At 45.6% G+C, this 14,778-nt stretch carries 10 protein-coding genes; 8 read left to right on the top strand and 2 right to left on the bottom strand.

Annotation, left to right across the window (positions count from 1 at the left end):
• The first annotated feature begins 78 nt into the window (after window positions 1-78).
• The 8 genes from rnc to NDA06_RS03190 all read left to right on the top strand — a co-directional run bounded on the left by rnc (window position 79) and on the right by NDA06_RS03190 (window position 8,164).
• Window positions 79-765 (top strand): ribonuclease III, encoded by a 687-nt coding sequence (rnc, locus tag NDA06_RS03225; protein WP_190411305.1) that lies wholly within the window; start codon window positions 79-81, stop codon window positions 763-765.
• 99 nt (window positions 766-864) lie between these two features.
• Window positions 865-1,962 carry a YihY/virulence factor BrkB family protein gene (locus NDA06_RS03220; RefSeq protein WP_190984931.1) on the top strand — a complete coding sequence of 366 codons (1,098 nt, stop codon included), beginning with the start codon at window positions 865-867 and terminating at the stop codon, window positions 1,960-1,962.
• 428 nt (window positions 1,963-2,390) lie between these two features.
• Complete coding sequence (locus tag NDA06_RS03215; protein ID WP_190433709.1) at window positions 2,391-3,014, top strand: OmpH family outer membrane protein; 624 nt, start codon at window positions 2,391-2,393, stop codon at window positions 3,012-3,014.
• 126 nt (window positions 3,015-3,140) lie between these two features.
• Window positions 3,141-4,922 carry an OmpA family protein gene (locus tag NDA06_RS03210; RefSeq protein WP_190984932.1) on the top strand — a complete coding sequence of 594 codons (1,782 nt, stop codon included), beginning with the start codon at window positions 3,141-3,143 and terminating at the stop codon, window positions 4,920-4,922.
• The gene (locus NDA06_RS03205; RefSeq protein ID WP_190411309.1) at window positions 4,922-5,419 is read left to right on the top strand and encodes a Rab family GTPase; all 498 of its coding nucleotides are present in this window, start codon (window positions 4,922-4,924) and stop codon (window positions 5,417-5,419) included. Before NDA06_RS03210 ends, NDA06_RS03205 begins: the two co-directional genes overlap by 1 nt.
• Complete coding sequence (locus NDA06_RS03200) at window positions 5,420-6,436, top strand: adenylate/guanylate cyclase domain-containing protein (protein ID WP_190984933.1); 1,017 nt, start codon at window positions 5,420-5,422, stop codon at window positions 6,434-6,436.
• Window positions 6,436-7,554, top strand: a complete 1,119-nt coding sequence (locus NDA06_RS03195; protein WP_190984934.1) for a HAMP domain-containing sensor histidine kinase — start codon at window positions 6,436-6,438, stop codon at window positions 7,552-7,554. Before NDA06_RS03200 ends, NDA06_RS03195 begins: the two co-directional genes overlap by 1 nt.
• Before the next feature lie 220 nt (window positions 7,555-7,774).
• Entirely contained in the window at window positions 7,775-8,164 is a 390-nt protein-coding gene (locus NDA06_RS03190; protein ID WP_190411312.1) for a hypothetical protein, read from the top strand.
• Window positions 8,165-8,244: 80 nt separating this feature from the next.
• Here NDA06_RS03190 and NDA06_RS03185 read toward each other — a convergent pair whose 3' ends face one another.
• A complete protein-coding gene (locus NDA06_RS03185) occupies window positions 8,245-10,989 on the bottom strand; it encodes a family 10 glycosylhydrolase (RefSeq protein WP_347277005.1) in 2,745 nt (914 codons plus the stop codon).
• Window positions 10,990-11,213: 224 nt separating this feature from the next.
• Window positions 11,214-13,922, bottom strand: a complete 2,709-nt coding sequence (locus NDA06_RS03180; RefSeq protein ID WP_190435553.1) for an RNA helicase — start codon at window positions 13,920-13,922, stop codon at window positions 11,214-11,216.
• Window positions 13,923-14,778 lie beyond the last annotated feature (856 nt).

The raw sequence follows: 14,778 nt of genomic DNA, 5'->3' as shown, positions 1-14,778 counted from the left end.
TCACCTAGTTAATAGCCATCAATGACTTGTACTGATATTTCCATGCAATTAATTTACCCAAAACTAGGAGCAATCAAAATGGAATTTCCAAATTTTCAGAATGAAAAACTCTTGCTTCATGCGCTTACACACCGTTCTTATGCCAATGAAAATCCCGGAGAGTGCGAAAACAACGAACGTCTAGAATTTTTGGGTGACGCTTTGCTAACTTTCTTAAGTGGCGAATATCTCTATCGTCGTCACCCACAAATGGGAGAAGACCAAATGACTCGTAGGCGTTCCGCGCTGGTAGATGAAAAGCAGCTAGCAAAGTTCGCTACCGAGATAAATTTAAACTTCAAAATGCGGTTAGGTCAAGGTGCCATTCGTGAGGGAGGCTACTATAATCCAAATTTACTCAGCAGTACCTTTGAAGCCGTCGTCGGCGCTTATTATCTAGATAACAATTTAGATGTTGAGAAAGTCCGCGATTTTGTAGAACCACTATTTGATTCCGTTCCGGAGGATATTGTAGTGTCTCTCTCCAAGGTGGACTCGAAAAATCGGTTTCAACAATGGGTGCAAGCAAATCCTGACCTTGGCTCAACACCACCGAAATATGTCACCAAACAAGCAGGCGGAACACCCCACGCCCCAGAGTTCATCGCCACAGTGCTTGTGGGCGATAAAGCCTACGGGGAAGGTAAAGGACGCAGCAAAAAAGATGCTGAGAAAGCTGCTGCTGAAGATGCACTGTCCAAACTGAAAAAACGAGGGCTGATGTAAGCTGGAATTCTGGAGAAACTCTAACTTTCGGGTCTTTTAACTTCTTGACAAGGCGCTGCAAACTCAAAGAAGAGTGGTAGTGCAGGCTAGAAGTTAGTTATGAAGCCAAAAGATATAGTAGGACTGCTTAAAGACACATTTGCGGAGTGGCAAGAAGATAAGGCATCGCGGTTAGCGGCGGCGCTGGCGTATTACACCGTGTTTTCTTTGGCACCGCTAGTTATTATTGCGATCGCGATCGCGGCTTTGGTATTTGGACAAGAAGCCGCTGAGGGGGGAATTGTTACGCAACTTCGAGAATTGCTAGGCAAGCAGGGTGCTGAAGCTGTCCAAGAGATGATCCAAAATTCTCGCAAGGCAGAGGAAGGCACAATTGCCACTCTGATTAGCGTTGGTCTCCTCCTGTTCGGTGCCTCCGGCGTTTTTGGTCAGCTGCAAGATTCACTCAACACCATCTGGGAAGTCGCCCCCAAGCCTGGACGCGGCATCAAAGGCTTTATCAAAGACCGATTTTTGTCCTTTGCAATGGTACTGGGCATCGGCTTTTTGCTCTTAGTTTCGTTGATCTTGAGTGCCGGCTTGACATCAGTAGGCGACTATTTGGGCCACTTGATACCCGGTTTGCCCTTCCTGCAAGCCCTAAACTTTTTCATCTCCTTCGGCGTCGTGACGGTGCTGTTCGCGCTGATGTTTAGAATTTTGCCAGATGCGAAAATTGCCTGGGGTGACGTGTGGATCGGTGCCGCCATTACCTCTTTACTATTTACCATTGGTAAGTACTTACTGGGGTTGTATCTAGGCAATGGCAGTGTCGGCTCAACCTACGGCGCAGCTGGCTCATTTGTAGTGCTGCTGTTGTGGGTAAATTATTCCGCCCAGATTCTCTTTTTCGGTGCCGAATTTACTCAAGTCTACGCCAACAAGTACGGCTCTCGAATTGTCCCCTCTAAGAATGCCGTACCCCTTAGTGAAGAAGCGAGGGCAAAGCAGGGAATACCGCGCACTGACGACATCAAAGCCGCTGCCGCACAAGCTCAAAGCGATCGCTCCTCTGGAACCTCTACCAGCACCATACAACGGGTAGATCCGCCAAAGTCCAGGCACCCGATGGTAACAGTCCTCGCCTTAATGATTGGCGTTTACCAAGGCTTTGCATCTCTAGTGGGAGCCAAGGGGAAGAAAAACAAACAAAAATGATGTATTCTGAGGAACTTTGCAGAGATTTATTAGGTGAGTTTTCTTACGGCGCAGAGGCTATCAATATATGTTTTGGTTTGTTACAAGTTTCTCATAAGTATTGACTTTCTTAGGCAAGATAGCAGTAAAGGCAGAAACAACTTTAGCTTGCGCTTTGTCCACCCCTTATGGAAAGGGTAACGGAAGATGCAAAAGGCTAGCCTTCCGTTCTTTGCAATATAGATTTTTTTATACTTGTGGCAGTCCTTTTAGCCCTTGCATTTACTGACGCTGACCTTTAGGGTAAAGTCTTAATGTACGAAAAGCGAGGTTTTTGCGCTCTAGAAGACAACTCGATTTACTGGTTTGCCGCCATAAACCACTTCTTCCTTGCCTAAAAAACAAGAAGATAAGACAACAATAAGTCTCTTTGATAAAGGATTAAATTTATGAGTTCTTCGGAAGAAAATTACATCAATTATATAGAATTGGAATCCGCTCAAACAAATCCAATTCAGTCTAAAAGTGATTCCTCGCTTCCTAGTGTAAATGGGACAGAAAGTGGAAATCTCGATAAAGTCAGAGATATTCTTTTTGGGAATCAGACGCGAGAATACGAAAAAAGGTTTGCTCGTTTGGAAGAACGTTTAGTGAAAGAATCCACTAATTTACGCGATGACACGAGAAAACGTTTAGATAATATTGAAAACTACCTCCGAAAAGAACTTGAATCTATAACTGACCGATTAAAAACTGAGCAATCAGAACGAGACGAATCAGTAAAAGGGCTTTCTCAGGAATTAAAAAACTTGATTGGTTCTTTGGAAAAGAAGCTCGCGCAACTGGATGAACAAACTACAACGAAAGAGCGAGAGTTACGTCAGCAGATTCTAGAGCAATCTAAAAATTTGGACGATGAGATTAGGCAAAAATATGAAGAACTTTTGGCTGCGCTTGAACGAGAAGCCCAAGAACTTCGTAAGGATAAAACAGACCGTTCAACTCTGGCATCTCTGTTTGCAGAACTAGCAATGAGACTTAACACTCAACCGGGAATTTCTCGAAATGAATAATTTTTCTACAAAAGAGATTTTTAAGGGGGGAATCCAAAATTATCCGTCCATAGACTACTAAATCGCTCTAGCTCCCTCATCTGATGTCGGCATAATAATTTAGTTGTGAATAGGGGGATTTGAGCAATGGCTGACTCTTCTACCCATGATTTATCTAGCAATACTCCAGAAAATAATCTTTCAACGAACGAGGATCTCTCAGAACTTCGGAGTTTGCTTCTTGGTTTTGAGCAAAGCGAACTTGATAAACTGCATGAGCGACTAAAGAATCCCAATATTCATGCAGAGGATATCAGCCAACTGCTTCCAGAGGCGATTATCCTACGGACAATGCGAGATAAGCAGCTAAGCGAAGCAATCGTGCCAACGGTTGAAGAAGCGATTCATTTATCGGTCACAAAAGACCTGAATATCCTGTCAGAGGCGATTTTCCCCGTAATCGGCCCTGCCACGCGCAAAGCGATCGCTACAGCTCTGGAAACTACAGTCCAGTCCCTCAATCAAACTGTTGAACACAGCTTGTCTCCACAAGGCTTTAAGTGGAGATTGGAAGCTTTACAGACAGGAAAATCATTTGCCGAAGTTGTTCTTCTCCGCACTCTTCTCTATCGAGTTGAACAAGTTTTTTTGATTCATAAAAAAACTGGATTGTTACTTCAGCACGTAGTAGCGCCAAACGTAGCCGCTCAGGATGCAGACTTAGTTTCAGCGATGTTAACAGCGATCCGGGATTTTGTCCAAGACTCTTTTAGCGTACAAACCGGCGATTCCCTAGAAACGTTGCAGTTTGGCGAACTCACTATCTGGATTGAACCTGGTCCGCAGGCAATATTAGCAGGGATTATCCGGGGAAATGCACCCAAAGAATTTAAGTTAGTTTTCCAAGAAGTAATAGAAAAAATTCATCTCAAATACGACCAAAAATTTAATTCGTTTGAGGGAGATACTGCTCCCTTTGAAGGCAGCACGCTTTATCTTGAAGATTGCTTTCAGGCCCAGTATCAACCCAAAAAGACAAAACCTTCTCCTGTTCTATGGATTTTATTAAGCTCTATATTAATAGCTTTGGGTAGCTGGTTCTTTTTTGACTTCACAGAGAAACAGCGATGGACAGCGTATTTGGAAAAATTAAATGCCCAGCCAGGAATGACCGTAGTTACTTCCGAGAAACGTCGGGGAAAATATTTTATTTCCGGACTTCGAGATCCTTTGGCGGCAGATCCAATCAAGATCATGAAAGAATCAAATATTAATCCCAAAATAGTTATTAGCCGCTGGGAGCCTTACTTATCTTTTTATCCAAAATTTACTGAAATTAGAGCGAAAGACTTGCTTCAACCTCCGGCAACTGTATCTTTAATCGTTGATGAAAAGGGCACTCTTCGTGCTGAAGGTTCTGCTCCTTATCAATGGATTATTGAAGCCAGAAAACTGGTGCGAGCAATTCCCGGAATTAATAAATTTGACGAAAAAAACCTTATTGAGATGGAGCTTAAAGAACTTGAGCTTAGTGAAAACAAGATCGAAAAGCAGTTACTCTTTTTTACAGAGGGAAGTACACAACTTGAACCTGACCAGGAGATCATGATAGAAAACCTTATAAAAGAAGTTAAAAAACTTACAAATGCCGCGCCTTATTTAGGTAAAAATGTCCAAATTGAAATTTTAGGACACGCTAACAAAATAGGCTCAGAGCAGAGAAATATGATCCTAAGCCAAGGGCGTGCCGATGCCATCCTTTCTACTCTAGTTTCGCAAGGAATAAAGAAAACCAATCTTTCTGCGGTGGGTGTAGGCACAAAAGAAATTTTGGATAAAGAAACGACCCAACAGGATCGATCATTGAATCGCAGCGTCTCTTTCAAGGTAAAAATAACTGATACCTCCGGGAGAGAAATAACTCAGTAATGATCCAGAAAAAAATGTGTATGGTGGGTGCATTCGCCACCGGAAAAACGAGTTTAGTCTCACGTTTTGTTAAAAGTATTTACTCTGATACTTATCAAACAACTGTTGGAGTAAAAATTGATAAAAAATCACTCAATATTGGAGGGAAAGAATTAAATCTCATTCTTTGGGATCTTTATGGAGAAGACGAATTTCAAAAAGTTCGGATGTCCTACCTGCGGGGTTCGTCAGGCTATTTCCTGGTAGCTGATGGAACCCGCCGTACTACCTTAGATAAAGCTTTTACACTTCAAAAAAGAGTAGAAGATACGATTGGCACCCTTCCCTTCATTTTGGTACTCAACAAATGGGATTTGACGGAGGAATGGGATATTGATGATACGGCAATGGACGAAATAGTAGAAAGAGGTTGGCTAGTCGTTAAAAGCAGCGCAAAAACAGGTTTAGGTGTAGAAGAAGCTTTTCTAACGCTTGCGAAGAAAATGATAGAGGCATAGATGCTTGACCTCCCTTCGCCAATTCTGAATTATATTCACACTTTGGCTGTTGAAAATCGTTCTCCAGCCTATCTCCTGGTAGAAAAAGATGGTCGCTTGTCAGATTGGGGTGGGAAACTGGAAGCCTATGGAGTGAATGATTTGCAAAAAGGAGAATATATCGGGAAACAAGTCTTTTTTCTAGAAGGTCTTTTTCCCCTGAACGGTTCTCCTATCTGTATCCCTTGCATGAAAACGGAATATGGACTTTCCGCAGATGTCCATCTTGTACCTGGAGAAGAGAGAGACTGGGTATTGCTATTAGATGCAACTTTGGAAGAAAGCCAGCACCGTCTGATGCAACAACAAGGAAACGAATTGAACCTTTTGCGAGAGGAACACTGGAAAATATTAAATCAATATTTTGGAAAGGACATTACCCAATTGCCACAAGCAGTTCTAACCTTTCAAGACAGAGGAGAACGACGGGATGTTACTATTCTTTCCATCCATATTTGTGGACTCACTTCTTACAGTGAAAATAACCCTCCCGAAGTGGTTTTTAAAACATTAAATTTATGTATCCCTATTATGATACAGATACTTATTGATGAAGCTGGGATAGTCAATAAAATAACTGGAGATGTAATAACGGCTTTCTTCGGGGTTATTGCCTCAACGGGATGTCCTAAAAATCAGGCAATAAAAGCTGCACGAGACATAATTGAGGCCATTGCAGAGATAGGTGAAGCGAGGAAAGGCGAGCTTGGTTTAACTCTCGAAATCGCTATTGGTATCGCTTCGGGGCCCGTTACTTTCGGTATTTTGGGTAGCAAAGGTAGCAGAATGTTCACTGCTATTGGCTACTATGTTAATTTAGCAGCTTGCTTGGAAAGTCAGGCACGTCCCAGCGAGATTCTCATCGACGAAAATACATTTCAAGAGCTTGATGAGATGAAAAAATATTTTTTAGAAAATTTCCTTCTATTGAAAGGAATTGTTGAACCTATACGAACTTATTCTTGCCTGGTAAAATAATGAAAGAATCTATTACAAACGAGCTTTTTGCCGCCCTGAATATTGTAATTTTAGAACGCCTGGATAATGGATTTTTTACAATAGTTGGGACGATGCCGGATTGGTTTAATAATTTCTATGTAAATACTACGCAGGAACCGGATAGATTAAATTTGGGTCAGCAATTTCCTTTTCTAGACAATTTTCTCATTGATGCTGAAGATTTCTGGGCGACAAAGGGTACAGAACCTCTAAGATCGGGGCTTTGGACAGAGATAAATGTATTGGGAAACGAATGCCATCTAGAGGCATCAGCCGTTTGTCTGGAAGATAAGAAAATACTCTTGATTGAGTGTTTGGGATTTGCTTATGAAGAAAAACAGTCTCTGATCCAGAAAGCTAGACAAAATAATCTAACTTATCAACATCTTATTAAAGAAATACAAAAAAAAGAAATTTTACTTCACTGCTTTGTACACGACATAGCAGGACAACTAACGGGACTTAACTGCTGCTTTGCACTTCTTGCTTTAGACAATTTGACACCAAAAGGCAGAGAACGCCTAGAAATTGGGAGGAAGCAATGTACCAAGCAAGAGATGTTGATTCAGGAAATATTGAAGGCATTTTCTGCCGAGGTAAAATCACTAGAGGCTTTTTCACTCGATCCTGCTCACGCTCCAGATGCAATGATTTGTGCAGTGGAAGTGGTGGATGCTTTATTACCAACTTTTACATTCCATAAAATGCAGTTGCAATTGGCTGTTGACATTAATAGCTCGAAAGATTGGAAGGTAGTTGGGGAAAACTCGCGTTTGGAGAGAGTTCTTTTTAACTTAGTAGAAAATGCTCTTAGACATAGTCCATCTGGTTCTACTGTGACAGTTAATCTCCAAGAAGATGGAGAATTTATTTTGGTGAGTGTGGACGATGAGGGTTTTGGTGTACCGCCGGAGCTTTCAAAAAATTTGTTTCAAAAATTTTCTCAAGGTACAGAGAAAGCTGGCAAAGCCGGTTTAGGACTTTATTTTTGTCGGATTACGGTTGAACGCTGGGGTGGCAGTATTGGTTATTCACCCCGTAGTGAACGAGGTTCCCGATTTTGGTTTCGGCTCCCTAGACCCATTGTGCAATCATAGACTTGGATTTTAACTATCTACAAAATTTTTCGGGCGGAGAAGTTGGATGGTTCATTGCTATGAACCACGAACTATCAAAAGCCTACGTTGATTGACACGTACCTACGTAGTATTGGTTACGGTAAAAAGCGATCGCTCTTAGTTTTTTGCACTCAAAGTGATTTCAATCTGGCAGCAATATCATAAAATCTGAGTGAGCTCGTGCGGGAGAAAGCGTAAAATGGACAGTCGAGTGTACGAATTTGACCAGACGCAGAACCAGCTGATTCGGGATCTTGCTCAGAAAATGCGCTTTGTTAGCTACTTTCTGATCGCTTTAGGGGTGCTTCTGGTTATAGATGGGATTGTCAGTATCGCAAAAGGTGAAATTGGCGGCATTATCACTGGCGTTGTTCAAATCTTCATTGGTTTATGGACAAGTAAAGCAGCCTCTTCTTTCCAGCTTATTGTCGATACTCAGGGAAGCGATATGGAAAATTTGATTGGTGCCCTTGGGGAACTTAGAAAACTTTATACACTCCAATACTGGCTGATATTGATAGCGGTTTTCTTTGTTGCTGTTGCACTAATTATGACGGTGATTTTTGGGACATTCCAAGTCACTCGATGACAGACTGTTGAGCGTTATTTGGAATGGAAACGAGTTCAAGAATAGGCAATACATCGTTTCTTACACCTATTTTTGAATTTTTAATTCTTAATTCCTCGCTCCCCATAGCGCAGTAGCCTTTCCAAAGTTGCCAAACGGTTATCCCAAACTTGAACTTGGTAGGGCTGCTCTATACCTTCCTGTTTCATCCATTGATTGAACTGAAATTTAAAAGCTTGGAGTGAAATTTTCGCCTTTGCCAGATTATTCGCAGAAGGATTCGCAGCCAGCTGATTCAGTGTATTTGAGAGAGTCTCTGATTGTTTGCGCCATTCCGAGAGTGCTGGTTCCTTAATCCCAAACTGGTTAGTTTCTAAAAGAAAATCCCATTCTTTTTGGAGTGCCGCGTAACGAGTCGCAGCGGCTAGGAAAGGTTGGCGATAAGGCAATGGTTCTGTGGATGATTTTATTTCCCTCCCCTGAGTGCGGCGGAAGATTCCTTGCAGATTTTCGTTGAGATTTTCGGCGGCAAATAGAGCGTAACCGCTGGCAGGAAAATTCCGCAGCGCTTGTATTTGATCGATTGCCACAACATCTGGCAGATTCAGTAAACGAATCGAGGGCAAAACTAGAGTTGAACCCAGTAGAGCCTGAGTAAGTAAAGGCTGTGCCAAACTCTGGAGTTTGTTAGTATCTAAAGCGTAAGTCATCGGCACCAGCAAATCTACATCTCCGCGCTGCGCCCAGACTTCCCAATGTTGTTGTAGTTTTTGCAAGCGCTCAGTTTCAGGAAAAGGAAACACTGCCGCTGACACAATCAGGTTCGGTTTTAAGGCGCGTAGGCTTCTCGATGCATCTGCTACAAAACTGTTGATGGCATTGGTGCGAAATTGCGTCCACTTTTGCCATAAATTGCGGTCTTTCGGCGAAATCTTTGCCGGATCGACCCCGTGTAACTGCTGAAATTGCTGACGAGCCGCTGTACCGTAGCCAAAAGCATAACCCGCACGGGGATCTTGAAAAGGATAGCGAATGTAATCGAACTGAATGCCATCCACTTGATAGTTTGTGGCAATTTCCCCCAACATCTGTATTAAGTAGCGCCGTACCTCCGGATTCGCCGGATCGAGAAACGTTTTTCCCGAACCCAAGTGGAATAAACGCCCCCGGTTATCGTAGCCTGCCCAGGTGGGATGCAGATCGAGTACCGGGCCGGGATACTCTTTCGGAAGCTTGACTAAGGTGTTATGACGCTGGTTGCCGACGGCGAAAATCCACACCCAGGCGTGCAACTCCATGCCGCGCTCATGAGCGAGTTTGACTGCGCTAGCTAGGGGGTCCCAGCCGCGTACCAAGGGATTCTGAATCTGAGCGACGCGACTGGGATAAATGGGATATCCCGCATTGACTGTTTCAAAAAAAACCGTGTTAAACCCTGACGCTGCTAGTCGGTCGAAAATTTTTGCTAATTTTTGCTCCGAACCAGCGCTGACAATGGTACCCCGATCTAACCACATCGCCCGAATTTCTGACTGTCCTTGGGGTCGGTCGGTGGGATAGTTGTCCCAGAGAGTTCGTCGCGCCTGGAGCCATTGCTGTCGGGCAGCGCTGTAGTCTTTTTGGTCAACTAGCTGAAGAAATTGTTGCAACCCTGTCCGGGCAGTTTTGAGTGCTGATTCCTGATTAGAGCGTGAAGAAGTTTGAGCGATGAGCTTGGTTTGGGTTGAGGAATTATTTCCGTTTGCCGTTCCCACCTTATTCGTGGCGTTGGCAGTTAACATTGCACTCTCAAAGCGTCCGATGAGCGCTTCCAACTCCTGGCGCATGGCGGTTGCTTGTCCGCCTGTGATGAGCTGGGAGCTTGGTTTTACTTCGAGTCCAGGTGGAGCCACTAAACCATCGGCGTTGACGTCTGCGGCTTGGGTTGCTGGGGCAGGAGGGAAAAGGATAGGGGTTCCCGACTGGGTGCGGGAAGCGGCAGGCGTCCCACCTGCCGCAGTCCCTGGAGAAACGGAATTCGTTGAATTTGGCTGCCCGTTTGGCGGGCGTGGTGTGGCAGCCGCAGTGGTTCCGGCTGGGGAGGAACACTGCTGGGGCGCATTGGTTGGTGCATTTTTGGCTGTTCTCACTCCCCCGTAGCGATTCAGGGATGCCCGCAACCATGCACTATCCAGGTTTGGGCTAGAGGCAGTATCGACGCCCCAACGCCAGCCCAGAAAGACCGAGCGATCGGTGGTTACGACCGCCGGTGGATTCTCAACCGACTTCCAGACAGCAGCGGTTTGACTGGTCAATCCAGCGGGAATGATTACACCCCCCTGGGCGGTTCCGGCAAGTCCGTTCTGTTGCACCCAACCCTGATTTTTAGCGGGTGCGGGTGCCAAGGTGGAGGGGCTTTGTAAACCGAATCCCCAGTAAGCGCCAAAGAGCGATCGCAATTGCGATCGCACGTTCGCTTGGGAAAGGGTGCCCAAAGGCCCCGTGGCGATCGCTCGCCCGCCTTTACCCATCCATTCTTGGATTGCTTGTACCTGTACGGCACTTAGGGTTTCAACATTCGGTAAAAATAAAACCTGCGTCCCTGCTAAATCTGCCGCCTGCCGGACTTGTTGTAAATCCACCACACAGTAGGCAACACCACTTAGTCCCAGGCGGGTTGTAATCCCCTCCCATTGGTTAGCATTGTCCTGAGTTTTCACCACTCCCAGTACACCCGGTGCAGCACTGGCAGGAAAAGAACTAAAAAATAAACAGGAAAAATTTACAACTAAAAATACCCAATTCCAAGCCTGAGATTTTTCCTTTCCCTGGCATTCCCGCTTCAAACCAAAACCACTCCTCAACACAAGCTGCTCCTGAAATAGCTGTTAGCGATTAGCTTTTCATCCTTAGCCATCAGTTATCAGTCATTACCCACAAACTAACGACTCATGACGAATCACCAATGACTTCTTTTAACAGCCAAGGGCTAATCGCTCATTCTAAGCAACGACCTCAGTTAGTCGCAACAAACTAATGACGAATGGCTAAGGACAAATCACAATGACTTTTTGACAGCGAACCGCTGGTTCTAAGCAACGACTTCGTTAACTGGAAAGCGGTCAATTAGATGAATTGCCCGATAGGCATTGCGCTGTAACGAATCTGAAATGTGAGGCACATGAGGAATTTGAGATAAGAAATCCACCGTCCGTCGCAATACTCGGACGACATCCCCTTCATCTAAGCTGGTGTTAGAGCAGAGTTGATCCCATTGAACGCCCAACGCCCACTGTTCCACCAAACCTGTTAAGTCATACTCCATCCAGACTGGTAGCGCTACGCGATACCGTCGCTGTAGCTGGAAGAGGTTGCGCCGCAAGCCGCGCAAACCTCCCAAAGCTTCGTCCATCTCAGCCGGTGCATCGTAGTGCGTCCAGCTATCCGGTCGCATCGTTTCGGTCACAAAGGAGGCACAAGCAGCGGCTAAGTGGTGGGGATCTAACTCGTCGAGTTTACCCGACATCAGGGCTAAAGCCATCCACAGCTCGTTGTCACCCCGAATCGCAGCAGCGGCTTCTCCTAGGGGTGTCGGCATCACGCCCTCTAGACCGCCCATGCGTTGCAAAATTTCAATCAAGTCCATAAATTCTTCCCAGTGGCGTGCCAGGCTGTCTTGGAACAAGCTCTGAAGCTGGGAAATTTGGTCTAGTAATCCCTCTCGGCGCTGCTGGCGCTTGAGGAGGGCAGCGGGATTGCCCCATTGATGGGCAGGGTGATTTTGCAGTTGCGCTTCCACTGCGGCTACTTGCTGCTGTTGCGCGACCACTTCTGGGGCGGTATCTTCTTCGAGATCCGCGTCCGGACGACCGCAAGCGTCGTTCCGACAAGCCCAGCCAATTTGACGGGCAATGACCTCTGTGGATTCGGTGCCCTTTTTGCAATGACCGGGTTTTATCGGCATTTCCGGCGGGGGCTGTACGGATTTAACATTGGACACGCGGGGTAATTGGCTGCAAGCGACGACATCGGCAGCAGTGACTACATACCAGCGGTTATCTGCACCTAAGCAAATTAGATAGGGCGATTGACCGGAACCGCGTGTTTTGGTGACTAAGACAGCGGGTACAGGAGAAGACACCGGAATGTGTTTCCCTTTTAAACTCAACAACGTACCGGGTTCTACAGAAGCGATCGCCATCGCAATTTCTCGCGATCGCTCGGCTTCGGCTTGGGTTTGTAAAATTTTCAGTAATCGCCGTTCTTCTCTAAGACGTTCCTGAAGCTTTTCATACTGTTGCAGGCTCTTATCGTCTACTGATGCCAGATCCGCTTCGATTTTTGCCAGTTCCTCGGATAAGTCAGCGATCGCTTTCCGAGTGGGTTCGAGATGCACAGTCGCCAAATACTGCCCGAAGCTGCGTTCTACTAACTCTCTCGCTTCTTCCAGACTATGAGTTTGCAGCAAGTTCAAAACCATGCCGTAGCTGGGGGTAAACTGGCTCACCAGTGGGTCAGGCCCGTTGGTTGCCAAATAAGCCGCTTCCTTTGAGCCTTCAAAAGGCGTCTGCAAGGTCACTACATGACCCGTGGTGTCCATACCCCGACGTCCGGCGCGACCCGACATTTGCATAAATTCGCTGGGCGTCAGCAGTCGGTGTCCCCGGTCGGTACGTTTGGAAAGGCTAGAAACTACGGTTGTTCGCGCAGGCATATTAATCCCCGCAGCTAAGGTTTCGGTGGCAAATACCACTTTTACCAAGCCCTCTTGAAACAGTTCTTCGACCAAACCTTTCCATGCTGGCAAAATTCCGGCGTGGTGAGAGGAAATCCCGCGCAGCAACGGTTCAACCCCGCCGCTACGCGCTGCTTCTGGATTGTGGGCTAAAAATGCTTCAACTTTCTGTTTTAAAAGTTTTGCTTCTTGTTCGTTTACCAGCGTCACTTCCCGCAATTCATCCACCGCCTTGTCACAACCCCGGCGGCTGAAGATAAAGTAAATTGCTGGCAGCATATCCCGTTTCCAGAGATGGCTCAGGACATAAACTAAACTTGGGCTGTCTTGCTTTTTGCCTTTTTCTTTAGTTTGTGGGCGCTTGGGCTTGAGTCGCGGATTTATTTTTTTTTGCGAGTCATCAAGGAGGGGAAACAGTCCTTTGGGATTGCAGAAGTGAAACTGCAAGGGAACGGGACGAAAATCGGAGTAAATCAGCTTGGTGGGGCCATGAACCCGATTTAACCAGTCAGTGAGTTGATCGCTGTTGGCGACCGTTGCCGAAAGCGCCACCAACTGTATTTCGTGGGGACAATAAATAATGGATTCTTCCCAAACCGTGCCCCGCTGTCGGTCGTTCATGTAGTGGCATTCATCTAGCACCACGGCTTCTACACCCGTCAGGGAGGTACCGACTTCGCCGATGCGGGTGCCATAGAGCATATTCCGGAAAATTTCCGTGGTCATCACTAAGACTGGAGCATCCCGGTTGATGGACGTATCGCCGGTCAATAACCCTACCCGGTCCGCCCCAAAGCGATCGCGGAAGTCCCGTAATTTCTGGTTTGATAGCGCTTTCAGGGGTGTAGTGTAAAATACACGCTTGCCGCGACTCAGGGCGCGGTAAATGGCGTATTCCCCAATCAGCGTTTTTCCCGACCCGGTAGGGGCACACACAACGACCGAGCAATCGGCATTTAACGCAGCGATCGCTTCCTGCTGAAACCGATCCAGTTCAAAGGGAAATAAGGTCTTGAGGTCTAGCTCTGGTATGGTAGTGGGCACGGTACGGTCAAATAGTTCCATTAAAAAATTGCAAACAGAATTCAGCTAAATCTCGCCATCAACTGTCTTCTTGTGCTTCCTTTAATTCTAAAGGACTTCCCAGGAATAAATTATCTTAACAATGGCTCTAGGGACGCGGTATTCAATGGCTCCCAACGATGGCACATCGCTATTTTTTTAGGGAATTCCTTTTAGTGCAAATTAGCACCCAATCGGCGGGATGCACCAGATTACCGAATTATCGATTTCGATAATGACGCTTGCCCTGAGAATCGTGACGCTATTTGCTTTTCTAGGTGCCATTTCCCGAAGCTAGTCTCTCAAGTCACTTGAAACCGCTTTAGGAAACTTCAAGTTTATTCGTAGCGGCAGAATAATAGAGCAATTGTCACTATAATAAATAATATAGCTAAAATTCATGGAAAATCTCGATCGAAAAGCCTGAATTATCGCCAATACCTGTCTGTTTCTATTTAAATCTTTCTTCTGCTTTCTCTGGCAAATTTGACGCTTTTTAAATATTTTCTGAAAAGCCTCTCAATCGCGATCTAAGTTAGCCTTTTCCATCGTCGGCAATTCCTACATCTTCTGATGAAAAGGAACTGTAGGGTAGAGGATGTAACGAGCGATACAGTGATTGGCAGCAGAGCTACGGCTATGCGAAATTGCGATCGCTCAAAAAGATGAAATCTAAAATCATCCTTTTGGCGGATAGATAAAAGCTGCGTTTAATCCTGACCCAGGCAACTGGAATGGGAAGAAATGGGTATCCACTTCTCAAAAAAGGCAGAAGTCGGATTCAAGATGATAGGCAAGAATTTTTATCGGTACTGATTCAGCAGTCAATTTGCCGTGTTGGGTTTCGTACCTCACCCCT

It is taken from the genome of Trichocoleus sp. ST-U1 (genome assembly GCF_039961835.1).
Lineage (GTDB): Bacteria > Cyanobacteriota > Cyanobacteriia > Cyanobacteriales > FACHB-T130 > FACHB-T130.
This window is presented reverse-complemented; position numbering and strand designations above follow the sequence as displayed.